A 23,694-nucleotide genomic window follows, 5' to 3' on the forward strand; every position below is an offset into this window, starting at 1 on the left:
AGGGAAGTAGATTGAAATTCGTTCGTTAAAAGAAAAGGAGGCTTTATCTATGAAACATGAAGTAAGCGTCAGCGAAAACTTGAGTGAAGCGCACACCTTGCCAGCTTGGCTGTACACAGATCCGGAAGTATTGGACTTCGAATTGAAAGAGATCTTCAGTAAAACTTGGCAGTATGTTGGACATGTCAGCGAGTTCAAAAAAGCAGGCGATTATATTACAACTGAAATCGTGGGCAAGCCGATTTTTGTGACATTGGGCGATGATGGAGAGATTCGTGCCTTTTATAATGTCTGCAGTCACCGGGCTGCGAAGCTGGTCGAAGGGGAAGGGAATAAGCGCATTATCACTTGCCCATACCACGCTTGGTCTTATCGGCTGGATGGGTCCCTGAACCGCGCTCCGAATATGAAAGGTGTCGAGAACTTTGATGAGTCTGCCTTTTGTTTGCATGATGTCAGTTTGGAGATTTTCGAGTCGTTCATTTTTGTGAATCTCGATCCGGATGCAGAACCGATGGCGAAGACGTTCGGTGGGTTATTTGAACATGTGAAAAAAGACAATTTAGATCAATTCAAGAAAACGCGGGTGAAAGAAACGATCTGTCATTCGAATTGGAAAATAGGCATCGATAATTATTTAGAATGCGATCATTGTCCGGGTGTCCATAAATCACTCGTTTCCAAAGTCGATATGAAACAATATGAATCGATCCTTTACGACAACTATGTTTATCAAGCGACTCCTTTAAAGGGACAAGCTGCTGATTTTGAAATGGGACAGGGCGGGAGGTACTACTGGCTTTATCCGAATATGTGGTTTTCATTTGATCCCGGACCCCCTAATTTATCCATTCACCAATCCATTCCGATTGATCATAAAACAACGAAATATATTTATACGACATTTTTCATGAACGATACGATTACGGAAGAGGAAGAAGTACTTATGTCTGTCGATGAAGACGTGCGTCGGGAAGACAAGGAGATCTGTGAGGTTGTCCAAAAGGGAATCGAAACAGGTGTATACCAGCAAGGAAGGTTTTCGCTGACTGAGAATTGTGTCCATCATTTCCATTTGCTTATGCAACAAAGATTAGAACCGATTTTGCCATTAAAAGAAGTTGAGGTCTGATTTTTTTGTAAACGCTTTCATTTGAAATGAGGAGGATGGTGAGTGGAGATGAAGACGACACAGGATAGTCCGCAAAAACTTAGGCGGGAGATGAAGAGCAGACACCTATTTATGCTTTCGCTCGGAGGCGTTATTGGAACCGGCCTGTTTCTCGGTTCGGGGTATGCCATTGGGGAGGCCGGGCCGATCGGTACCATTTTAGCCTATCTGGTAGGTGGGCTTCTCATGTATCTGGCCATGGTATGTCTAGGGGAGTTATCCGTCGTGATGCCGGTTTCAGGTTCTTTTCAGGCGCATGCGACGAAGTTTATCGGACCTGCATCAGGATTCGTCATCGGGTGGGTGTATTGGCTTAGTTGGGCACTTTACGTTGGTCTTGAATTTATCGCGGCGGGCTTGTTGATGGGCAGATGGTTTCCGGATGTCCCCGTATGGATCTGGTGTGCAGTATTCGTCGTTCTCCTGTTTGCCATCAATTCACTTAGTACGAAAAGCTTCGCCGAAACGGAGTATTGGTTCGCGGGCATCAAAGTTTTGGCGGTACTGCTGTTCATCGGAATCGGCTTTTGTGCAATGTTCGGTTTGATCACGATGGATGGGACGCCGGCTCCGTATCTTTCGAATATCGTCGGAGATGGTGTGTTCCCGACAGGGCTGACCGGTGTTTTCATCGTTATGATGACTGTCATTTATGCATTCCAAGGCTCTGAAATCATGGGTGTCGCAGCGGGAGAGACAGAGGAGCCGGAAAAGAATATTCCTAAGGCTATTCGAAACATCGTTGTGCGTGTTCTCGTGTTCTATGTATTAGCGATTTTTGTCCTGTCGGCAATCGTCCCTTGGAAAGAAGCGAGTGTTCTGGAAAGTCCGTTCGTCACTGTTTTTGATATTGTCGGGATTCCTTATGCTGCAGATATCATGAACTTCGTCATCTTAACGGCCATCCTTTCCGTTGGAAACACGGGTCTATTCGCTTGTACTCGAATCCTTTATTCGTTGTCCAAAGACGGGATGGCACATCCGATGTTCGGAAAGCTGAACAAACGAGGCGTTCCGATCAATGCGCTGCTCGTTACTCTCGGCTTTGCGCTTCTTTCCTTGCTGACTAGTATTATTGCAGAGACTACGCTCTTTGTCGTACTTCTATCGGTTAGTGGAATTGGAGGAACCATCACCTGGATGGCCATCGCAATTTCCCAAATACGCTTCCGGGTGCAGTATGTAAAAGATGGAGGAAAGCCGGAAGATTTGAAGTTCCGAGTCCGCCTGTTTCCAGTCGTCCCGATTCTTTGTATTGTAATTTGCGCATTGTTATTCGTCTTCGCCGCAGTCGATCCCACGCAGCGGGTTTCACTTGCTATCGGATTCGGTTTTATCGGGTCATGTTATTTGTATTATTATTTGCGATATACGCGAAAGAGGAAAACTGTTCTTTCTTCGTAAGAAAAGAGGGGATATTTCATGGGGCAGTTTCAAATATACTTCTGAATAATGGCTATATAGTTCAATTGTAAAAGGGCTTGCATACATGAAACTCAATCATGTATGCAAGCCCTTTTCTTGTTGAACTTATTACCCTTTGTACTTTATTGCAATGGAATATTCAGTTCGATGTTTTCTCCAATAGGATTGAAGTAATAATTAAAATATATTTTTGCTTTACCATCATAATCTTGAAATTTTGTCGTCTCAGTTACGTACTGCCCATCTCTTGAAATTTTGCTTCCTGTAAATTCTAACGGCGTACCATCTTCTTTTACAGCATTAGATAGCCACAAAAGATTACCTCCATTCTCCCCTTTCGTTACAGCAACTGATACCCCTTGCTGTTCTACGGAAATGTCCCAATCGAAATAATCAGGTTTTGAGAGTACTTCTTTTTTGTCAAAATCAACTTCTATAAAATCCTCGCCCTTTGGAACTGCTTGAACAGCACCAATATTTATCGTGAGGGAATCTGTCTCATGAAAATAATTACTTTGTACATTGAGCGTAATTTTGCCGTCGCGAATGGCTCCGTCTGTTGCACCTCCATTTATGAAACTGCCTCTTCTCTCTCCGCTATCCGTCGTGATCGTAATATCATCAAAAGCTAATATTTGCATTGTATTCGCTTCTTCTATTTCAATATCGATGGCCGTTTTTAATGGAGAACGGCGAATTTGTGTTATCGTAAATTTCTGACCATCAATATCTACAGTACGATTCACAGCAATTACTTTTTCCTGAGCGATTTCGTTTTGTAGTGTAAAGGGTATCCTTATTGCAATATTACCCTTATCTACATCCTCAAAATGAAAAACGGCCGTAAAATCATTCGAAGTATAAACGATTGGCTCTGCAAAGCTAAATTCTATTAAAGATGAAATGTGTTCTTGATTATCTGCATGGCTGGTAAAACTACTTGGGCCTGGTATTTCATCGTCTCCCTGGAACAATTGAACGTCATTCAAGTATAGTTTCGACATATCAAATAAAGCATCGGCGTCGTAGAAAAGTACAAAGCCCGAACGATCTGCAATCACGCCTTGTAATGTTAACGATAGGCCATTTTTAGACTCAGTTACATTGACATCTTGATAGTATTGATTGTCCACAATGTCTTTTATCCCAGCATCGCTTCTAACCGATGATACAAGTGCATAAAAACCAGGTATTTTTGCAACATAACTAGCAAAAGTAGGAGAAACACGAATTGAAAATAAAATACTTACGCAAAACAAAGCAACGATGGCAACTGGTAAAATACGCTTCTTTGTTCTTTTTTCTCGCTGAACTTTGCGCAAAGTATCCATTCGAATTTGTTGAAGTTTCTCTTTTGGAACGTCAATCGGTTGTAGTTTACTCATAGCCAGTCCTCCTTTTCCCCAGCAGAATTTCTAAGCTTCTTTAAAATGTAGTGAAGCTTCGATTTTACGGTGCCCTCAGGAATTTGATTGAGCTCAGCAATTTCTTTGTTTTTTAGTTGCTGAAAATATTTCATATAGACGAGTTGCTGCTCCGACAAAGATAATTGTTCCAGTAGTCGCTCCAAATCAGAATAGATAGCCCATCCAGACAAGTGATGTTCCTCAATCGGAACGGTTGGTTGTCGTTTTCTTAAATGGTCTTTACAACAATTGATTAACACACGGACGAGCCATGTTCTGGCATATTCCTGCTTTTTAACGGTATGCATTTTTTTTAGTGCCTTGTAAATTAACTCCTGCATTACGTCTAAAGTGTCTTGTTCATTTTTCATATATGTAAAAGCCATGCGATATAAAATCTCTTCATCCATTTCAATAAGTGAAAGTATCGCTTGATGATTCCCACGAATAGCACGCTGCACGATGTCAAATTCCATCCTTTTCGCCTCCTTCCTTCATTAGACGCAGCCTTTCTTCATATCGTTCAAAAAAATTTATGTTTTAAGATTTTATTTTGTTAATTTAGTCTACTCTACTCCATTTCCTTATTTAGAGATAGGGTGCTTTTACTTCCAAGGAAAAGCTTCAGTGAAAAAGTGCTGAATTTTCACCAAAGCATATGATTAGTTGTTATTTTATTGCTCGGAAATGTCTCCTTTCTCCTTCCTATGAATTTGAAAGTTTCTTGGGCTTTCCAGCTTGTCTTGCTATGATTCTATATAAAAGTAAAACAGTTTTGAAAAGTGATGAGAACATTTCACCGCCTCGAGCGATTAAGTAGGTGTAAAAGCTTTTACAAGTAAAAAAGGAGCAGACAATGAAAATTACAAACAAGAACTTTATTAAACGGTTCAAGAAAGGGAAGGAAGCGGCCTTCGAGTATGTCGTTGATGAATATATTGGCAGCGTCAAAGCTGTTGTCTACAACACATTGGGCTCCTATCACGACCCTGAGCTCATACAAGAATGCATCAACGACACATTTCTAGGTGCTTGGGACAACGCGGCACAATTTAACGGGGACGCTGAAGATTTCCGTAGATGGATTTGTACAATCGCGAAATTCAAGGCGATCGATAAACAAAGGAAGCAAATGAGGATGCATGATCCTTCTGAAATCACGGACGCTCATCTGGAGCCAGTGCAATCCGCTGAGACGGCTTTCATGGGAAGTGAATCGACGCGAGAGGTTTTGCTGCTACTCAGCACATTGAAAGAAATCGACAGAGACATCTTCATTATGAAATATTTTTTGGATATGAAGAATGAGGAGATCGCGGACGAGCTTGGTTTGACGAAAGCAGCTGTCGATAACCGACTGTACAGAGGGAAAAAGAAGATGCAGCAGACGCAGATAGGGGGAAGTTTTGCATGAAAGAGATTTATAAACGGTTCAGCGAATTGAAGATTGACCCGGATGTTGTCCCGATGCCTGTGGATGAGACGGAAAAGAACATAGTGAAAGGTCTGTACTTAAAAAAACGGAGAACTCACCATATTCTTCGGAACACTATTGTGGCAGCAGCAATTTTTAGTCTGTCCATCTTGGTTTTCAGCGCATCCTTCCCGGCGCTTGCGGCACAATTGCCGATCATAGGAAATGTGTTTTCTTTATTTCAGAAGGAGAGCCAGGTAGTGGGGGACTATGGAGCGTACACGACTGCTATTGGCATGTCGAAAGAGGATAAGGGCGTGAAGGTGACCGTCACGGATGCCGTTTACGATGGGGAAAGCGTATCGATTTCATTTACGATGGAAAGTGACCGGGACCTAGGCGAACATCCGGTATTGGATGGCATGGTGACGATTGAAGAATACGGAGAACAAAATCATTTGATGGGCAATTACATGATTGAAAAGGTGAATGACAACCAATACGCCGGCGTAAATATCGTGTATCTGATGACAGGCAGTAAACCGAAAGATACCATCCATGTTAATTGGAAGGGAAGAGAACTGAAAAAGGTTGAAGACGTAGCTAACTACATCCAAGGTGACTGGGAATTCGATTTTGAGTTACAGCCGCTACCTTCCAAAACGATTCAACTATCCGATCTGAATGTCAAATATCAGGGAGTCACAGTTGTTGTTAATAAGATGACGACAACCCCTGTATCAAATACTATCTATTTATCACATGTTACGGGGCAAGAGTTGAAAGACAAATGGGATGTCTTTTCATTGGATTTTAGGATAGAAGATAATTTAGGGAATCAATACGATGTTTTGCCGAATGGTGGGTATGGAAATAGCTCGTTTGCTATGAAATGGCGTATCATGACGCCGGTATTTGATCCGGCAGCTACTTCGATCATCATTACCCCGATAGCATCGGCTTATAATGAGGGGAAGGGAAATGAGCTTGAGCTGATCGAGGAATTTCCGATCACATCGATAGAAGTGCCGCTTGCAGGAGATGAATAAGTAGCCAGGCGGGTAGATCTGAGAGTTAGATAACGTGACTCACAGACCCGCCTTTTTTTTTGCACGCAAAAGTAACACGTCTGTCGATCGAGCTTAGTGTAACTACGCCAAGGATGTAGATGTACAAGATGGCGAATGATATAGGAAAGCAGAAGAAGCATGTGCTCCTGGATGGGGAGAGCATGCTTCTTTTTGCGGCGGCCACCCATAAAGATTGACCTTAAGTGATAACTGTTCTACTATTAGTATAACAAACGTTTGTAATATTATACCTAGTAATATGTGAAAATGTCGGCAGCGTTATTACGGGAGAAAAGGGGTAATCGTATTGAGTAAAATTAAAAAGAAAAAAGGTAAGAAGATCTTGGTTGTTTTTGCATGGATCTTAGGAATAATTGTTGGTCTGAATATAATAGGATTTGCGATCAACAAAATATTCTTTTCAAATGAGTTGGAAGCGATCTCGCCTTACGGAGAAATGGTAGAAGTAAACAATCAGAACATGCATGTCTATTCAATGGGACAGGGAGAAAAAACAATCGTTTTGTTACCGGGTACCGGGGCGCCTTTGCCAAGTGCAGATTTTGGTCCATTAATGAGAGAACTCTCGAAAGAATATAAAGTAGTTACAGTTGAATATTTTGGAGTGGGGTTCAGTGACGAGACAGATACACCACGAACAAATGAAAACTATATGGAAGAAATCAGAACAGCATTATCACAGGCTGATATGAAGCCGCCGTATGTCTTAATGCCGCATTCTGTGTCCGGAGTTTATAGCGAATATTATGCATCAAAATATCCTGACGAAGTCTCTGCAATTATTATGCTGGACACAAGTCCAACGGTGAAAATAGAATCTAAATTATATTCTTTCGTATATGACCCCCAAATTATAAAAATCTTAAATGGTTCTCTTATGTTAATGCAAGAGACTGGATTAAGTAGAATCATCAATGGATTGGTACCTTCTACTCAAACAGTTGAAAATGGCTATACTGAAAAAGAAATTAGGGATCATCAATTATTTTCTTATCATCTTTTCAACAAAACAATCAATAATCAGATTCGAAGTTCAGATGACAACATCAATGAGGTAATCAGCACCGTTTTCCCTTCAGAAGTGCCTGTACTGAAACTAATATCCTCATATGCTCAAAAAGAAGTAGAAAATGGAGAAGAGCTCCAAAAAGATCACTTGAATCGACTTGGTGCAAATGTTGAGTTCCAAATGATTGATGGCTCTCATACGTTCTATCAAACTAATGTTAAAGATATCACTGATGCCACAAAGAATTTCCTTGAAAGAATCGAGTAAGGATTTGTTATAAAAACAGGTAGCAGAAAATACAATCTGCGCATCATTATTAGTTTTAGAAATAAATTTACTTCAATAAAGGCACCATGTTTGTGGTATCTTAATGGTGGATATTCCTTCTTGGAACTGGGACAATTATTTCTAGTGAAAAATTTATCGTTTCATCATTTAACGAAGAACGCTTATTTATCAATGATTCCGCTTAAAAGGTTATTATCGGACCAATTGATATGGAGTGGATTCAACACTTTAATGAAAGATATAAAAAGTGAGTTTACAACTTACGATAGTTCAATTCGGTATTCTCAGATTGAAAAAACAGCCGAATGAAGAGGCAAACCCTCTCTCATCCAGCTGTTTTTTCTCATCATTTACTCTCAAAATCACAATCCTTCAACGGAACCAACTTCGTCTTATGCTTCACTTTATAAATTAGCCAAACAATCAAGAAGAGCGGAAGGCCAATATAAGAAACAAGCGCGCCATTCCAATCGATTTTATCGCCAGTAAACGCTTGGAAGTTTTGGCCGGCGATGATGAAGAGACAAAGTACCAAAGCGAGCAATGGACCGAGTGGGAACCATTTTGCGCGATACGGAAGATCCGAGAGATTCCGACCTTGCGCAATATAGGCCCTTCTGAAACGGTAGTGACTGATCGCAATTCCAAGCCACGTCACAAATCCAGCCATCCCTGATGCGTTCAATAGCCAGACGTAAACCGTACCATCTCCAAAGAAAGTGGAGAGGAAGGCAAGGGATCCAACTAAAGTAGTGGCAATCAACGCATTCACCGGAACGCCTCGCTTGTCCAATTTCCCTAAGAACTTAGGTGCATTCCCGCTTCGTGCCAAATCCCAAAGCATACGCGTGGACGCATACATCCCTGAATTCCCCGCAGATAAGACGGCCGTCAAAATGATAGCGTTCATGACGGAAGCTGCAAACGCAAACCCTGCCCGTTCAAAGACGAGTGTGAAGGGACTAACCGAAACCGATTCACTCAATAATCGTGAATCTGTATACGGAATAATCATTGCAATGACGAAAATCGCTAGGATGTAGAATAAAAGGATACGCCAGAATACGGAGTTCACTGCTTTTGGAATCGTTTTTTCCGGATTTTCACTTTCCCCGGCAGCTACGCCAAGCAATTCTGTACCTTGGAATGAAAAGCCGGCTGCCATAAAAATACCGAGTATCGCAAAGAATCCTCCATGGAACGGAGCATCGCCCATTGTAAAGTTGGAGAAGCCGATCGCTTTATCACCCATGATGCCAAAGATCATCAGCAACCCGGTAATGATGAAGATGATGACAGTCACCACTTTAATGAGTGAAAACCAAAATTCCGCTTCGCCAAACCCTTTGACGGACATATAGTTGAAGCCGAACATGATGAGGAGCGCAAGTCCGCTCCATAAAAACGAAGGGCTATGCGGAAACCAGAACTTCATGATCAACACGACAGCTGCGAGCTCTGCGGCAATCGTGATCGCCCAGTTGTACCAATAGTTCCAGCCAATCGCAAACCCGAATGCCGGGTCGACAAAGCGTGTTGCATATTCTTTGAAGGAACCGGCTACCGGCATATATGCGGCCATTTCTGCAAGACTTGTCATAAGGAAGTACACCATGATTCCGACTGCGGCATAGGCGACCAATGCGCCTCCTGGTCCCGCCGTATGAATCGCTCCGCCACTCGCCAGGAAAATACCGGTTCCGATCGATCCCCCGAGGGAAATCATCATCAGATGGCGTGCTTTCAATGTTCTTTTCAATTGTGGGGTAGTCGTAGATGTTGTGTTGCTCTCCAAGTTGTCCACTCCTTTAGTATGGTGGAAGGGGGTACTCTAAGCATAACTACAAATAAAAAACAGCCTTCGAAGAAAATCGACGGCTGCAGATAAGTGCGTTAATCCTTCCGAAGATAGTTCTCCACGTTGTACAACGTGACAATGATGTTCCTATTCGAAAACATCACCAGCATGGATATCCAATGATCTATCCACACTTCGGCAACTTATCCTTTCAAACGGAGTCCACAATCTCATAGAATCTCGTCCGCCCTACTCTTATAAGCAGCAACCTCTATCCCATCGGTAAATGGGAGTATTAAATTAATATATAAATTATAGTTGAATACTATTTGGAATGCAATGGGAAACATTGCATAATCACGTCTTTGCATCCATGTATATCGCGACAGCTTTTATTATGAGAAACATACATTCGCTATCCTGTCGATTAGTAATAGTGAATATGATAAACTAGTAATTGCAACGACATTAAGCGGATGGACGGTTGGCACTCCCTGGAAAGGGGGTGTTTATATGGTGACATACGATGCAATGAATATGATGTTCCAATTTGGAATATTTCTCGCAACTGTGGCAGGAGCCATTACAGCGATAATTGCTCTATCCACCAATAGAAAAAAGTAACCACCCTCCGCTAACGACCAAGTAAGCAGGGTAGTTACTCTTCAAAAAAATTACTCACTACTGGCCAACCGCTTAATTTGCGGAATGTCCGTTGCACTGACTGGATGTATCCTCATCCAGTCTTTTTTATACTACGTATAGTCTACCACATATATACGTAATAAACACGAAAATTGAGCGCAATGAAGACGAAGGATTAACGAGACATGAACGCAAGATAATTTGTCTATGTATGGACATACATAAAGTAGATGAGGAAGTTAAAAAAGATGACTTTGAATTATACGGTCATATCGAACAAGGAAATATTGTTCGAAATGCAACTTTGATTTAGTTTACTATGATAAATTTGATACGTATTTTTGTCCTTCCTGTAATCGTTGGACGGAATCTCAATGTAATGTTCCTGATTGCAACTATTGTATGAATCGCCCGGAAAAACCTTTATCTCATAAATAGGATTTCTGGAGTAACAGGAGTTGTACGTAAAGGCTGGAGAGCTGCATCAAGCAGCTCTCTTTTTATTTTTCACCTAATTTTCACCTAATTTTCACCATAATGAAAGAGAAGACCGTGTTTTATTTTGGAACTTTTTCCAATGGATACCGTCAAGCTAAGTACGAGAGTTTTTGTGAATACACATTTTATTTTTCAAGGGAGGAATGTAGTAATGATAAAACAAGCTATTATTTCAGGAGTAGTATGTAGTTCAATTTTATTGGCTGGATGTAATGGAAGCGAAAGCGAAGAACAAGTTCTAGCAGTAGGAAATGACCAAAAAATAGCAGCAAGTGAACAGAGTAAAATATTATCTGAACTACAAGATGAAATAATTACATCTATTTCAGAACAAACCGCAATTGAAGAGGATGTCATTTCCATCATGTTAGGTAGTGGTGCTGGAAGTTTTGATGTATCAGTAGGTTTCCCGAAGAAGCTAAAAGTTGATAAAAAGTTGATTGAGCAAATAATTGAAGACTCTATAAAGAAAGTGGCTGAATCAGAAAACGTAACCATTAGCGAAGAAATTATAAATATAAAAATTGAGAAATACTAACGCCTAAATATACGAGGAGGCTAGTCATGTTATTTTTGATATTTGGGGTCATCGCGATAGTAGCAACTTTATTCAATCTATATTTGTATAAAGTAGGGAAGGATTATAAGCTTGCTATGGCGCTCGGATTATCATTTACAGCATTAACACTTTGTGCAGAATACAGTCTGGTATCTAGGTGGGTAAAAGTAGAAGATTGGGCAGCTTTACTGGATGTAGTACCTGGTATGGAAAGGGCATTATGGTTTTTGACAATTGTTTCGATCTTATTGAATGTGACCCCTATTCTTTTAGAACGAACAGGTAAGAAATAATTACTGATTGCCATATCATCTATATTGAACGCAAGGAGGGGATCCCAATGAGTTTCATTAATAAAAGGAATCTACAAGGCGTTATATGGCTTTTAGTGATTGTTTTATTTGCAGTGTGCTTGATTATGCTTACCGATAACTATTTCAATAATCAACAGATTAATTTATTGCTAACGGGTTGCTCTAAAAATGGTGGAGAAGCCATATTAGAAATTCATAATAATTTTACAGGCAGTTATTCATTTGAGTGTAAGCCAAAATAGGTTAGTGAAAGAAAATGTTCCTAAGCCAGAGCGCTATTCTTTTTGAACTGGGTGGTTAATGGATAGAGGTGAAGAGAGAGTGCCTTTGAAGCAAAATGCATGGCTGGTTGGAGTAAGTCTACAGGTATTATTCTTTATTTTATTCTTTGGAGCAATTTTGCCAGAAATGAACAACATAATTGGTGCCTTTGTTTGTTTTGTTATTGGTTTATTAAGCTTATTCTTAGGCATAAAATCATTAAAACAGCACTTCCAACCCGTGTTATCACTGATTGTTATAGCTATTGCGATTCTAATTTTGCTATTTACGCTTTATGCTTATTTCACAACAGAAGCGGGGATTCCGCCAGCGATACTGCAATAAACACAATAAAAGAATATTTTACTTGATATAAATCTTTATGAAGGGAAGTATAGTAGTGTCGCGTAATCTAGTAAAAAGTAAGAATTCCGTTCGAATTCTGACACTTAAATAATAGAATAGAAGCAGCAGCTACATACAGCGGATGGGCGGTTGGCACTCCCTTGAGAAAGGGGGTGTTTAAATGGTGACTTACGAAGCAATTACGATGATGTTCCAATTTGGAATGTTCCTAGCAGCAGTGGCAGCAACCATTGTGGCAATGATTGCTCTATACACCAATAAAAAAAAGTAACCACCCTCCGCTATCCGGCTAGAAAGTTGAGTGGTTACTTTCAGTAACACCTTATAACTTGAACTGGCCAACCGCACTTCTTGCGGATGTCAGCTGCATCGACTGGGTGTTAGCGCACCCGGTCCTTTTTAGTATATGTTTAGTTTATCACACGCATACGAAAAATTCATACGTCCAGATATTGTCCTAGTATGGGACTGAAGCAAATATATACAATTTCAAAATGGAAATCACGAAAAGTGTATTTTCGTGGCTTACTCTAATTGTTTATTACTGCTTAAGTCTAACACTGTTGTCCGTTAATAATAGTTGAAAGTTCGCTCCTGATGAGAAGGGGGGCTTAGCAAGATTTAATTTAACGTTTTAAGACCGAGATAATGGTTAAGTTCGGTATTTAAACAACCTGTATTATCCTGAACAGATGCCTGCCATGTAATTTCTATCCAAACAAAAGGTGAAATTTAACAGTCGAAATGCTAAAATGATGTTTGTGCAGTCCCATTATTAATCGAGAAGAAAGTAGTGAAAATGTATGGCAATCGCATCTCATTCTGTAATCATTCCTGCATCTGTAGAAAACGTATGGAATTATGTGAGTCAAATTGAGAATTGGGCAACGATGGTTCCAGCTTATAAGGAGCATGAACAAATTGATGAGCATAAGTCAGTTTGGACATTCGAAGGGAATTTTAAAGGATTTACAAAGACTGTGAAAATGGAGTTAACCATCACGGAATTCCATGAGCCATCCATGATCCGTTTCGAATTAAATGGCATTACGGATAACTTTACAGGAAGTGGAGAGTTCACTGCTGAGGAAACAGCGGGGGACACTACGATGACAGGGACGGTTGAAGTGAATGCAGGCGGCCTAACCGGCGCTGTGTTATCACCTGTTATTAAAATGGTGCTGCCTAAAGTGACAACACGTTTAACTGAAAAAATTGCCCGCAATGTGAACCGGACAGAGATGCCGATTTCGTAAACCAGCGATGTACGATCCTTTTGCCTTTTGACTAGAAATAGGTAAGACCACTTAATGTTCACGCATTAAGTGGTCTTTTTATGAAGAATTTTATGCCTTAATTTATCACGGTGCCAACAGGTTAATCGTCGTGATAATGATCGGCGCGCTAAAAATTACGTCCATCAGGAAGGCGCCGACAATAGGGACGACTAAGAAGGCGGTGCGTGACGGGCCGAACTTATTGACAGTGGCACCCATATTGGCCATGGCGTTTGGCGTGGCACCCAATCCGTGGCCAAGGAAACCGGCGATCATGACAGCTGCATCGTAATCCTTGCCGAGTGCGCGGAACATGAAGAACACGGCGAATCCGACAATGAAGACCACCTGAATCAGGATAATGCCGACGAGCGGAAGGGCAAGATCTGCGATTTCCCATAGCTTAATGCTCATAAGCGCCATGGAAAGGAAGATGGCGAGCGACACATCACCGATCAGATTGATCTCCTTCATGTTGATGGTGCCTGGCAAGAAACGATCGACAATGTTGCGGATAATAACCGCGACGAACATGGCACCGATGTACGCGGGCAAAACGAATCCGGTGGCTTCGGTGAATAGGTCACCAAGTAATGTTCCGCCTGCCATTGATAAAGTAATCATAGTCACCTGTACCATGAAAGAGTGCTGGCCGATCGGCTTTTCATCTTTTTCCACATATTCTTCCACTACACCAGTGTTCGGCTTCAAATTATATTTGCGAATCAAATGCCGGGCGATCGGTCCCCCTGACAAACTGCCGCAAATAAGCCCAAGTGTCGCAGCAGCCATCCCAATCGTCACCGCGGATGTAATGCCGAGATCCTCAATCGTCTGACCATAAGCAGCGGCTCCACCGTGCCCGCCGCTCATTGATACAGCGCCACTCATGACTCCGAGTAACGGATCAATATTGAACACTTTCGCAAGGGAGACGCCAATCACGTTCTGCATGAAAACGGTTACGCCGCAAAGCAGTAAATAGATGATTAAAAGCTTTCCCCCAAGCTTGATCAGCTTAAAACTTGCGCCAAGTCCCACTGTCGTAAAAAAGGCAATCATGAATAAAGATTGCAAGGACGTGTCCAAAGAAATTTCCACAATGCCTGATGTTTTCAGAAGGAGCGCGACAATAGCGAACAACAGACCGCCGACAACCGGTGCCGGAATGAGGAACCGGTCGAGGATGCCAATTCGATTAACAAGCGCCATGCCGAGCAGGTACAGTGCCGCTGCGAGAAATAATGTTGTAATCTGGTTGAGTTCCATTAGGCAATTTCACCTTTCTTTAACGCTTATACAATTGTTCGAATCTTTTTAGTAGACAAATGTAATAGGCAGTACCTGAGTACGATACCCGATTTGTCTAAACACACACCCGTCTAATGAATGTATCAAATTCATCGGCAGCTTTAAACCATTTATACCGTACAACTAATATTAAAATATCTTGGCAATTATCTTTAAATATAAATAAATACCGCAGACAGCAGAAGGATAGCAGATGACAGGCGGTTACAAAAAAGGTATGTTGGAGTCAATTGATTCATTTTAACGTTCAACTGATTGCTTAAGAAAAATAATGTATAGATCCTAGGGGGTTGTGAATGCGTATGAAAGTAGAAGATTTATACAGATTAGTAGATGTAGCTCCTCAAAATGAATGGTCAGAGGTAAAAAGATGTTAACCGGGAAGAGATGTCGGTTATCCAATAAGGTTAAAGATGATTTTTCTTTTCGAAAATCTATAAGAGACAATGGGGGAGATCAACATAAAGCTGAATAAATACGCACTGCTCATTTTAGTCGTTTATTGCATCCCATTCGCATTTCTGTCCATGTATGTCGACCTGGCAAAGCAGTCCATAGTTGTTTACATTGTGACCGTTATCGTCGGCTCAATTATGACTTTCTTGGCAAAACGGAAGTCTTCCCTCATCGTTTTACTTGGAGCAAATAGTTTGTCTCTCATCCATTCTTATGTTTGGGTGACATATGTCACCGAATTTGAAGAAAGGGGATACTATTTCAGTCCGTTCATGCCTGATACGCTAGTCATCGTTGTAACGGTGCTGTTTGTACTTCTACAACTGGTCGTCTATGTATTCACTAAGCCTTCGGGTTATCAGCGCAAGTTAATAAGAGATTGAGCTAATGCTATGAATGCAGTGATGATGAAACGCAAAGAAAAAATAGGGATGCCGATCCCTTTTAATTGTGACAGGTACCTGGCTCTTTGCGTGTAGGAAATCTTTTATCTCAATGAGAAACCTTACGAGTGGTTTAAGCAGAGTATTGGATTTTTCCTTTTCATGCTTATAAAGTAGTGATATTAATACTTTAGGAGGAGTTAAATTGAGTATATATAACTATTTGGTGAAAAAGCCTAATGGAGAAATTCTGTCGATGGAAACGTATCGGGGTAAGGCCATATTAATCGTCAATACGGCGAGCCGCTGCCGATTCACGTATCAATTTGAAGAGCTACAGAAGTTATATGATCAATACAAGGAACAGGGGCTAGTCGTGCTGGGCTTCCCGTGTGATCAGTTCGGACAGCAGAATCCGGAGAATGGGGAAGAGTCCGTACAATTTTGCCAACGGAACTACGGTGTCAGCTTTCCTGTCTTTGATCTAGTGCAAGTGAATGGGAAAGAGGCAGAGCCTTTATTTACTTATTTGAAACACGAAGTGCCGTTCCGTGAGCTGGATGACTCGATTGCAACGGAAAAGATGCTGAAAGCCCGGTTGCAGCAGGAATATCCCGACTATCTAATCGGCCGGAACATCCGCTGGAATTTTACGAAGTTTCTTGTCGATGCAAGCGGGGCAGTCGTTAAACGATTTGAGCCGACAGAATCGGTCTTGGATGTCGAGGCGGAAATTGAACGCATCTTGCCTATTTCGGCTTTAGCTTAATCAGTAGTTATACTTAGAGAAAAGCCAATCAAGTCTGTCTCTGATTGGCTTTTTGGTCGGTGAAGTCACGTGTAGTCACTAACTGCACATGTATTGGCTCAGTCGGATTTCAAACTGATAAGAATAAGTGTAATTCCAGCAAATAGACAAATCATTCGTGTGAGAGATATTTTTTCAGAGAGACCGATTAATGCGAATGCTGTCGTGATGATCAATACACATGGTCCTACAAGAGCTAGTAGCGTATTGATGTAAAATGCTTTTTCCAAGTCATTGAACTTGTACATTAACAAGGCGGCCGTAATATCCACGCTGCCGGAAAAGATCCTCAATAAGATAATCACTAGCAATGCTCTTTCAATCAATCAAGTTCCTCGTTCCCTTCCTTGTATGTTTCCTACTATATGTAAGTTGACTTTGATTCATTATGGAAACTTCTTTGAATTAATAAAGGGACTAGCTTCCTACGGTTGGTTGCTTTACAATCGCCAATAGAAAAAACCGCCCTATTGCACATAAGGCGGTCTCTTTTTATCTGACTCTTTGTTTTCTCATCCACTGTGTTGCGACCCACTTTTCACCTGTTATCACAGGTGCTCCGCCATGCAGCGTTAACTCGTTTAACGATTGATCGTTATAGAAGTACTCAAAGTAGACAGCCATCCCTTTTTTTGGTGTTACGGAAAAGTTCAGCTGAGGGAAGAAGGTTTCTCCGCCTTCTTCGACATCATTTAAGTACATGACGAGCGTGCTGATGCGATTGTTCGTTACTTTGCTGTTGGCAGAAAAGTAATCATAATGTGCTTTATATTGTTGCCCCGGCGTATACCGAAGAATTTGAAGGCATTCTCCATGTTCGATGGGGATATTCATGATTGCTGCAATTCTATTTTTGACTCTCGTGACAATTTCGTTTTCGCTTTCTTCCATAAACATCCCGCTGCTCGTTCTTAGTTCATTTTCTACGTGTGTCGTCCCGATCTTCGAGCGTTTCATTTTGTCCATCGACATTTGGATCAGTTCATCGCACTCTTCGTCGCTCAAAACATTTCCTAGAACTACGATTAAAGGCTCCTCTAATCGTGCGACGATGTCAATTTCTCGATCTGTCGTTATCTTACTTCCTGTGTGGTTAAAAATCGTTTGCTCTTTGATCTCCGCTATCAACTTCAAACACCTCTTCAGTCGTTAAATTTCAAAATAAAATACAATCTAGGCTAATGGGTTTATGTGCAATAACGGACTACTTGTTGGGGTTCCACATCCTTTTGGAATTAAATTCAATATATTTTAGCACGCTGATTTTATCTAGTAAATGTTAAATGAAGGGTTTTTTTGAACGTTTTCTAAAAACATCTGGAGCAGCATTGGTAGATGTTTTCTATAACAATGAGATATCCGTAAGCATCGAGATCAACAAAAGTAATTGGAAAATTATTCTTACAATATTATTTATACTTTATACTATATATTTTCTTGAACTGACCGATAATACTAAGGGACTACTATACAAAAGAGGAGATAAGAACTATGAAAAAGATGGGAACATTCCAGAGAAATTTAATATTCACCTTAGTTATTTCAATCTCAATTCTCGTCATTTCGATTGTTGCCATCAACTATTTTCGAAGTCAAGAGAGCTTAGAAGTTGAAAAAGAGGAAACGGAAAAGCTAATCGAGGATCATTTGTTAAGTGTAATTGAAGGCTCTGATGTCGCCTATTCAATTATTGAAGAATCGCTCTCCGGAAAAATGGAGGCGTTCACGAGAATTCTGCAAGAAGAGTATGCGGAGAATCCTGACGTGGCTTCTTGGGACTTAGAGGCGTTTAAGAAACGATTTGATGGATTTGATATTTTTATCATTAACGATCGTTTCGTTATCGAGTATGCAACAAGGGAAGCGGATCTAGGACTCGATCTTAAAGAATTTGGCTTGGAAAAGCTATTGCAGCAGCGAATGGATTCGGGTGCTTTCTTTACGGACCGCTTAGAGATCAGTGAAGCGACGAAGGAAACAAATAAGTTCAGCTATACCGCAACTTCTGATAAGAAATATATGATTCAAATTGCTGCAACGGCTGATCAATTTTCTGATTTGATTCAATCCATGAACCTGGAAACAATCTCAACTGACTTAAAAGAGAAGTATCCATATGTAAAGGATATTGGCATTTACACTATCACAATTGATGGGGAGCCTGCCTATTCCATGAATCAGAAGAACGCCAACGGGGAAGCTGCGCTCTTATCGGATTCCTTGATGGATGAAGGGAAAAAGGCAATTGCAGAAGAGAAGGAAGTTATTGTTCGAAACATTGATGGGGAAGAAGGGATTGTCCATAAACTCATTCCCCAAATTAAAGTCGATGCCAATGGTGACAATACATATCGTCAATCACGCCTTCTTACTTTGACTTATGATGAAAACTTTTATAACGATCGATTACATGCGAATAATGTTACATCTATCATTATGATACTCATTTCAGTCATCGTTTCGGTTTTATTATCAATTATCATTGGACGCCGGGTTTCCAAACCGATTCATCAATTCAGTCAAGTCATTAATCGGACAGCTCAATTAGATTTTACGGAAGATGAATATGTTGAGAGCTTACTGAATCGAAAAGACGATTTTGGCGTGTTAGCAGAGCAGTACGAGGGAATGCTTGCTTCGGTACGTTCTGCTTTCGATAAGGTGATTAGCTCATCTGACCAATTACTCGCGATGTCGAGTGAATTTACAGCCAGCGCGGATGAAACGAAAATTGCCTCCATCCAAATTGCTGACTCCGTGCAGCAAATGTCGTACGAAACGGAAGGGCAAACGAAGACGGTAAACCACGCGGTATCCGATATAAGCACAATCACCGAGGAAGTTCGGGAACTGTCCGAAAAAATGAGCAAGGTAAATGAACTCGTTCAACAAACGGTATCCATCTCGACAGACGGAAACGCCAGTGTGGCCAATACCGAAAAGAGTATGGAACAGATCAATGCCTATACAAAACAATCCAAAGAAACAGTCATTGCACTGCATGAAAAGTCTTCACAAATTGAGGATTTCTCGGCATTCATTACATCGATTGCGGAACAGACCAATCTATTGGCTCTCAATGCTGCCATTGAATCAGCGCGTGCAGGGGAAGCGGGCAAAGGATTTGCCGTCGTTGCGGATGAAGTCCGAAAACTGGCGGAGGAATCAAGCAATGCTGCCAGCCATATTCGCAAGCTTATTAGCGAAATTAAACAAGATATCGCCCATACGGTAGACAGCATGACAGATGGATACGAAGCTGTGCAAAACGGATCTGCTTTGGTCAATAGCACAGGGGAAGCATTCAAAAGCATTTTACAAGCAGTCCATACTGTCTCTGAACAATCATCAGAAGCGACAAGCATTTCCGCAGAAGTCGAAAGCGTCATGGGCAACTTATTGAACTCCATCGAGCAAATTTCTTCGTTATATGAGAAATTAGCGATGCACTCTGGAGAAATCGCGGCCACTACTGAAGAGCAAACGGCTACTGTAGAAGAAGTCTCCTACGCCGCTAGAAACTTAGCTGAAATAGCGGAAGACTTGAAGAATGAAATTGGAAGGTTTACAGTTTAAGGTTTAGTAGAGATTAATTGAAAATCCCGTTAGAAAGCGTTTTGCTTTCTGGCGGGGTTCTTTTGATTGAATGAAATAGTGCGTATAAGAGGTATTTTCATATATTGGGGAGAAATAGAGTATGGGTTGGATTGGTTTTTGGATAAAAAAAGGATGTGATACATATGGAATGGAGAGAGATAAAGGGAACTGAGGATATAAATGAGCTTCTAACGAACTTTGGTTACTTTCATGATAGCTGCTTAAAAGAGATGATCATGTGGAGTGGCTTTCATGTAAATGAGGAAACCATGACATTTGGAGATGGGCTGCCTAACAACGTACGTATCCTTTTTCAAGGACATTATAAGGAAACGTCAGCAATTGAGTTGTTATTTGAAGGGGTTGAAGAATTGCATCTAGGTAATGCCGGATTTATCTACGATGTAACTTTCACTTATCAAGATGGGATGTTTTTTTGGGCGGATCTGTATGGGGTGAAACGAAATGATAACAGGAAGGATGTTACCTGGATTGCATCTAAGAATATTAAATGGCGTGATGTAAGTCGGTGGATGGGTGATACGAGAAGATACGGAGAGTTGGGTAGCAGTTGAGGTGAAAAGTATTTTTCACAAAATGTATTGAGGAAAAGAGAGGGGAAGTCATGAAATCACAGTACTACGAATGGGGTAATCCGGACAAACCAACGTTGGTTTTTTTGCATGGCTTGGGCTCTTCTGGCTTAAGTTTTGGCGAGCTCGCACAACTTACAATGAATGATTTTCATGTTATTTCTTTTGATTTGCCGGGACACGGGGGAGCTGCTGGCTTGGCAAACGAGGAAGATTATCTTCCGTCAAGAATGGCTCAACGATTGCATCTTATGCTTCATTCACTGGAGCTAACGGACATATATCTTGTGGGACATTCATGGGGTGCACATTTGGCCTTGTATGTGGCTGGAATGGACCCTGAAACTATCAATGGAGTCATCTTACTGGATGGCGGTTATTTTCAGCAAGATCCGTTCGGTGATTCTTTGGAACAGCAGCTTTCAGATGTGGATGGTTTTATAGAAAGCATTCGTTTTCCTTCTTGGGAAGCAATGCTAACAGCAGAGAAAGCAAATTCTTCAAGATGGTCAGAACAGATGGAAGCCGCATCTTTAGCTCAGTTTACTGAGATCGAAAGCGAGATTCGACTGGCGGTATCTCCTTTTACAGCAAAATCAATCATAAAAGGAATGGACCAGCAACCTACAGGGGAGATCTTTTCAAAGGTTCAGTGTCCAGTTTTCTTAATGCACAGTACATTACCTGAAGAGTTGGAGTATGAAAGGCATAAGGCAATTAACTATTTGAAGGCTGGTATCCCACAAATTGAGATTTTGAGTATCCCTGATACGAGCCATGATATATATTGGGATGCTCCGGACTTAATTGCTCGTTACATAAAAGATTGGGTCAGTAGACAAGTTTCTTTCACCAACTAGCCAGTTTGTATACTAAAACGTAATAATGAAGGAGGGATACAAATGAATTTACTTTTGATATATCAGATTAAGTCGATCACCTTGGAAACCTTTTGTTCACTTGTATCCATGATTTTTTTTTGTTGATCATTTCATCATTTTGGTATGAAAGATTATTTGATTTGATTATAAGCGTAAGTTTGTATGTGCCATTTGTTTTCGTTGTGCTAGGCGGGATATTTCGGTTGGGTGGGGATTAAAGGTAATGTTTGATGGAGCTTAATTGGAATAAATGCTTTGGCATTAATATTTTGTACCATTGTGTTTTTTGCAGAGTTAATTGGGTTTCGACAGCCATTAACATAGAGAGTGGTGGTGAGTATGATGGTTGAAAGTAAAATGGAGAAGTTCGAAAAGGTATCGAAAGATTTCCAGCCATTAAAACATATATTTTCACGTATTCAGGAAATGGAACGTAAATCGGAATATGGATTGAGGGTCGCTTCTAAATGGAGTGACATAGTCAAACAAACTTTTAGGGATGTAGATTATCCTGTAGTGCATCCAATTGGTCGGGAGACTTTCTCTTTATATGGGGAGTTCCCGTTAGGTGTGTTTGAGTATGCATTTGACATAGATGGTGCTACCTCGCATATTGAAGCAGAGGGGATTCAGTATGTAAATATGAACCCATCTACAATCATAGCTTCAGTGGATGCAGGTAATATTAATAAAGATTTAGATAAAATAAAGAAGAATCATAAGAATCCTGTAATGTTACTTGAAAGTCAGTATCTAACGAGGAGCATGCCATATTGTATCAATGGGAATCATAGGATATTTGAAGCTTATCGTAATTACGAAGAACAAATAGAAGTGTATGTATTCAAAGAGCTCGAATTCATTTCTTTTTTCTATGATGCTTTGAGCAAAGCTATATATTTGTTAGAGTTGGATTATCACAATGTAATTCAAAATGTAAGCTGGACTTTTGACGAGAAGCATGCTGCCTACTCCTATTTCTAATATTATGGTGGTGATCATATGGAGTTTCTATTTATTCGTCATGGACAAGGAGAACACACACTAGATATACCTAATAGCTTTCAAATAACAAACCCTTCATTAACGCCGAACGGCAGAAATCAAGCAAAGCTGCTGAGAAATAAGTTCTTCTTAACGGAAGACGATATTATTCTCATAAGTCCTATTAAAAGAACGATCGAAACGGCTTTAATTTGGTCTGAAAAAGTCGAGTGCCGTAAGATTGTCACTCCCAAAGTGGGGCCACGTATATTTCCCACACGTACTGCTGGAAAGACTTTGCCCTGTGATGAAATCATTGATTTCGCGACTTTGAAACTAGAATATCCGAATCTTGAACTGGATACGAATGCGACTTCTAATTTGTGGCGTTGGGGTATTAATACTTTGCCGGAACATGAATTTGATAATATCGCACGCGACTTGATTGAAGAGATAAGGTCGTTAAAAAGAAAGAGGATTTTTATTGTTTCGCACGATGGCACCATTACGGCATATCGCCAATTTATTACAGGGGGCAGGTTATCAAGAAGCGACTTTCTAGATGAAACAGGCTCGTTTAGATTGGATCTTGGTTAAATCATAGATGAAATTGAAGGCTAGCCAGGTTCCGAGACATTAGAACCTGGCACACCTCCCATTCATTTAGGCGGGATTAACGAGCACTAGTATTTTTCCATTCTCCACATCGGTAGAGTACTGCTCAGCATCTTCATCCGGAACGCCGGCTTCCATAAGAGCGTGCTTTAATCCGCCGGCATTGGAGTTGGCACCAATGACTGCTCCACCAATGGTTGTCAGAATGGGGCCAGCAGCTAACACAGCACCTAGTCCCGGAACCAATACAGTGGATAAGCCTACTAGTAATCCCGCAATGCCAATGGCACCTCCAGTAGCAGCTCCCGCGATGGCACCATCCGTAGTAGACGGTTTTACTTTCTGCGTTATTTCAGGCAAATCCTTTGTATTTTTAGCAACAACCGAAATTTCTTCAGTCGTATAGCCTTCCTTTTTTAAGTTCTCAACAGCTTCAACCACTTGCTGTTCATTGTCATATAAACCAATTACATGATTCTGCATTGAAAAGACCTCCTGTTGTCTGGAAATATGTTTTCTATACCCGGTCTTTTATTTTTTTAGA

Annotated in this window: 26 protein-coding genes and 1 riboswitch; of the genes, 19 read left to right on the plus strand and 7 right to left on the minus strand. The window is 40.9% G+C overall.

The features are described 5' to 3' along the window. The first annotated feature begins 49 nt into the window (after positions 1-49). Together L7D49_RS11360 and L7D49_RS11365 are read left to right on the plus strand one after the other, a co-directional pair. The gene (locus L7D49_RS11360; RefSeq protein ID WP_238080961.1) at positions 50-1,132 is read left to right on the plus strand and encodes an aromatic ring-hydroxylating oxygenase subunit alpha; all 1,083 of its coding nucleotides are present in this window, start codon (positions 50-52) and stop codon (positions 1,130-1,132) included. Positions 1,133-1,180: 48 nt separating this feature from the next. Beyond that, positions 1,181-2,575, plus strand: a complete 1,395-nt coding sequence (locus L7D49_RS11365; protein WP_238081097.1) for an amino acid permease — start codon at positions 1,181-1,183, stop codon at positions 2,573-2,575. Between the two features lie 143 nt (positions 2,576-2,718). On the opposite strand, the gene L7D49_RS11370 is transcribed toward L7D49_RS11365, so the two are convergent. Continuing rightward, a complete protein-coding gene (locus L7D49_RS11370; RefSeq protein WP_238080962.1) occupies positions 2,719-3,981 on the minus strand; it encodes a DUF4179 domain-containing protein in 1,263 nt (420 codons plus the stop codon). Continuing rightward, positions 3,978-4,478: a sigma-70 family RNA polymerase sigma factor gene (locus tag L7D49_RS11375; protein WP_238080963.1), complete on the minus strand. Its 501-nt coding sequence runs from the start codon at positions 4,476-4,478 to the stop codon at positions 3,978-3,980. Before L7D49_RS11375 ends, L7D49_RS11370 begins: the two co-directional genes overlap by 4 nt. Positions 4,479-4,858: 380 nt before the next feature. Here L7D49_RS11375 and L7D49_RS11380 point away from each other — a divergent pair, with 380 nt between their 5' ends. The 3 genes from L7D49_RS11380 (at position 4,859) to L7D49_RS11390 (ending at position 7,783) form a co-directional block, all read left to right on the plus strand. After that, positions 4,859-5,416 carry a sigma-70 family RNA polymerase sigma factor gene (locus L7D49_RS11380; protein ID WP_238080964.1) on the plus strand — a complete coding sequence of 186 codons (558 nt, stop codon included), beginning with the start codon at positions 4,859-4,861 and terminating at the stop codon, positions 5,414-5,416. Further along, positions 5,413-6,465 carry a DUF4179 domain-containing protein gene (locus L7D49_RS11385; RefSeq protein WP_238080965.1) on the plus strand — a complete coding sequence of 351 codons (1,053 nt, stop codon included), beginning with the start codon at positions 5,413-5,415 and terminating at the stop codon, positions 6,463-6,465. Before L7D49_RS11380 ends, L7D49_RS11385 begins: the two co-directional genes overlap by 4 nt. A gap of 328 nt (positions 6,466-6,793) precedes the next feature. Next, positions 6,794-7,783 carry an alpha/beta fold hydrolase gene (locus L7D49_RS11390; RefSeq protein ID WP_238080966.1) on the plus strand — a complete coding sequence of 330 codons (990 nt, stop codon included), beginning with the start codon at positions 6,794-6,796 and terminating at the stop codon, positions 7,781-7,783. Positions 7,784-8,150: 367 nt separating this feature from the next. Here L7D49_RS11390 and L7D49_RS11395 read toward each other — a convergent pair whose 3' ends face one another. Beyond that, complete coding sequence (locus tag L7D49_RS11395; RefSeq protein ID WP_238080967.1) at positions 8,151-9,599, minus strand: amino acid permease; 1,449 nt, start codon at positions 9,597-9,599, stop codon at positions 8,151-8,153. Between the two features lie 106 nt (positions 9,600-9,705). After that, positions 9,706-9,884, minus strand: a riboswitch (Lysine riboswitch). 231 nt (positions 9,885-10,115) lie between these two features. On the opposite strand from L7D49_RS11395, the gene L7D49_RS11400 reads away from it, so the two are divergent. The 7 genes from L7D49_RS11400 to L7D49_RS11430 all read left to right on the plus strand — a co-directional run bounded on the left by L7D49_RS11400 (position 10,116) and on the right by L7D49_RS11430 (position 13,501). Next, positions 10,116-10,226 (plus strand): putative holin-like toxin, encoded by a 111-nt coding sequence (locus L7D49_RS11400; protein WP_238080968.1) that lies wholly within the window; start codon positions 10,116-10,118, stop codon positions 10,224-10,226. 670 nt (positions 10,227-10,896) lie between these two features. Continuing rightward, positions 10,897-11,283, plus strand: a complete 387-nt coding sequence (locus L7D49_RS11405; RefSeq protein WP_238080969.1) for a topoisomerase — start codon at positions 10,897-10,899, stop codon at positions 11,281-11,283. Positions 11,284-11,309: 26 nt separating this feature from the next. Next, on the plus strand, positions 11,310-11,597 hold the full coding sequence (locus L7D49_RS11410; protein WP_238080970.1) for a hypothetical protein: 288 nt from the start codon (positions 11,310-11,312) through the stop codon (positions 11,595-11,597). A gap of 47 nt (positions 11,598-11,644) precedes the next feature. Next, positions 11,645-11,860, plus strand: a complete 216-nt coding sequence (locus tag L7D49_RS11415) for a hypothetical protein (RefSeq protein ID WP_238080971.1) — start codon at positions 11,645-11,647, stop codon at positions 11,858-11,860. Positions 11,861-11,918: 58 nt separating this feature from the next. Continuing rightward, the gene (locus L7D49_RS11420) at positions 11,919-12,224 is read left to right on the plus strand and encodes a hypothetical protein (RefSeq protein ID WP_238080972.1); all 306 of its coding nucleotides are present in this window, start codon (positions 11,919-11,921) and stop codon (positions 12,222-12,224) included. A gap of 181 nt (positions 12,225-12,405) precedes the next feature. Further along, positions 12,406-12,516, plus strand: coding sequence for a putative holin-like toxin (locus L7D49_RS11425; RefSeq protein WP_238080973.1), 111 nt, complete (start codon positions 12,406-12,408; stop codon positions 12,514-12,516). Between the two features lie 532 nt (positions 12,517-13,048). After that, a complete protein-coding gene (locus L7D49_RS11430) occupies positions 13,049-13,501 on the plus strand; it encodes a CoxG family protein (protein WP_238080974.1) in 453 nt (150 codons plus the stop codon). 105 nt (positions 13,502-13,606) lie between these two features. Here L7D49_RS11430 and gltS read toward each other — a convergent pair whose 3' ends face one another. Further along, entirely contained in the window at positions 13,607-14,791 is a 1,185-nt protein-coding gene (gene gltS, locus L7D49_RS11435; protein WP_238080975.1) for a sodium/glutamate symporter, read from the minus strand. Positions 14,792-15,279: 488 nt separating this feature from the next. Between gltS and L7D49_RS11440 the strand changes: the two genes are divergently transcribed. Both L7D49_RS11440 and L7D49_RS11445 read left to right on the plus strand, forming a co-directional pair. Next, complete coding sequence (locus tag L7D49_RS11440; protein WP_238080976.1) at positions 15,280-15,672, plus strand: hypothetical protein; 393 nt, start codon at positions 15,280-15,282, stop codon at positions 15,670-15,672. A 205-nt stretch (positions 15,673-15,877) separates the two neighbouring features. Then, positions 15,878-16,441: a glutathione peroxidase gene (locus tag L7D49_RS11445; RefSeq protein ID WP_238080977.1), complete on the plus strand. Its 564-nt coding sequence runs from the start codon at positions 15,878-15,880 to the stop codon at positions 16,439-16,441. 98 nt (positions 16,442-16,539) lie between these two features. On the opposite strand, the gene L7D49_RS11450 is transcribed toward L7D49_RS11445, so the two are convergent. Beyond that, positions 16,540-16,806, minus strand: coding sequence for a YqhV family protein (locus tag L7D49_RS11450; RefSeq protein ID WP_238080978.1), 267 nt, complete (start codon positions 16,804-16,806; stop codon positions 16,540-16,542). Between the two features lie 166 nt (positions 16,807-16,972). Beyond that, positions 16,973-17,608: a 2OG-Fe(II) oxygenase gene (locus L7D49_RS11455; RefSeq protein ID WP_238080979.1), complete on the minus strand. Its 636-nt coding sequence runs from the start codon at positions 17,606-17,608 to the stop codon at positions 16,973-16,975. A 363-nt stretch (positions 17,609-17,971) separates the two neighbouring features. Between L7D49_RS11455 and L7D49_RS11460 the strand changes: the two genes are divergently transcribed. The 5 genes from L7D49_RS11460 to L7D49_RS11480 all read left to right on the plus strand — a co-directional run bounded on the left by L7D49_RS11460 (position 17,972) and on the right by L7D49_RS11480 (position 23,132). Continuing rightward, a complete protein-coding gene (locus L7D49_RS11460) occupies positions 17,972-20,056 on the plus strand; it encodes a methyl-accepting chemotaxis protein (RefSeq protein WP_238080980.1) in 2,085 nt (694 codons plus the stop codon). 164 nt (positions 20,057-20,220) lie between these two features. Continuing rightward, positions 20,221-20,652: a hypothetical protein gene (locus L7D49_RS11465; protein WP_238080981.1), complete on the plus strand. Its 432-nt coding sequence runs from the start codon at positions 20,221-20,223 to the stop codon at positions 20,650-20,652. Between the two features lie 50 nt (positions 20,653-20,702). Next, positions 20,703-21,530, plus strand: a complete 828-nt coding sequence (locus L7D49_RS11470) for an alpha/beta fold hydrolase (protein ID WP_238080982.1) — start codon at positions 20,703-20,705, stop codon at positions 21,528-21,530. A 363-nt stretch (positions 21,531-21,893) separates the two neighbouring features. Beyond that, positions 21,894-22,535, plus strand: a complete 642-nt coding sequence (locus L7D49_RS11475; RefSeq protein WP_238080983.1) for a hypothetical protein — start codon at positions 21,894-21,896, stop codon at positions 22,533-22,535. Positions 22,536-22,553: 18 nt separating this feature from the next. Beyond that, a complete protein-coding gene (locus tag L7D49_RS11480) occupies positions 22,554-23,132 on the plus strand; it encodes a histidine phosphatase family protein (RefSeq protein WP_238080984.1) in 579 nt (192 codons plus the stop codon). Between the two features lie 66 nt (positions 23,133-23,198). Here L7D49_RS11480 and L7D49_RS11485 read toward each other — a convergent pair whose 3' ends face one another. Then, positions 23,199-23,633, minus strand: coding sequence for a general stress protein (locus tag L7D49_RS11485; RefSeq protein ID WP_238080985.1), 435 nt, complete (start codon positions 23,631-23,633; stop codon positions 23,199-23,201). Positions 23,634-23,694: the final 61 nt, after the last annotated feature.

It is taken from the genome of Sporosarcina cyprini (assembly GCF_022048975.1).
In the GTDB taxonomy this organism is placed as follows: Bacteria; Bacillota; Bacilli; order Bacillales_A; family Planococcaceae; genus Sporosarcina; species Sporosarcina cyprini.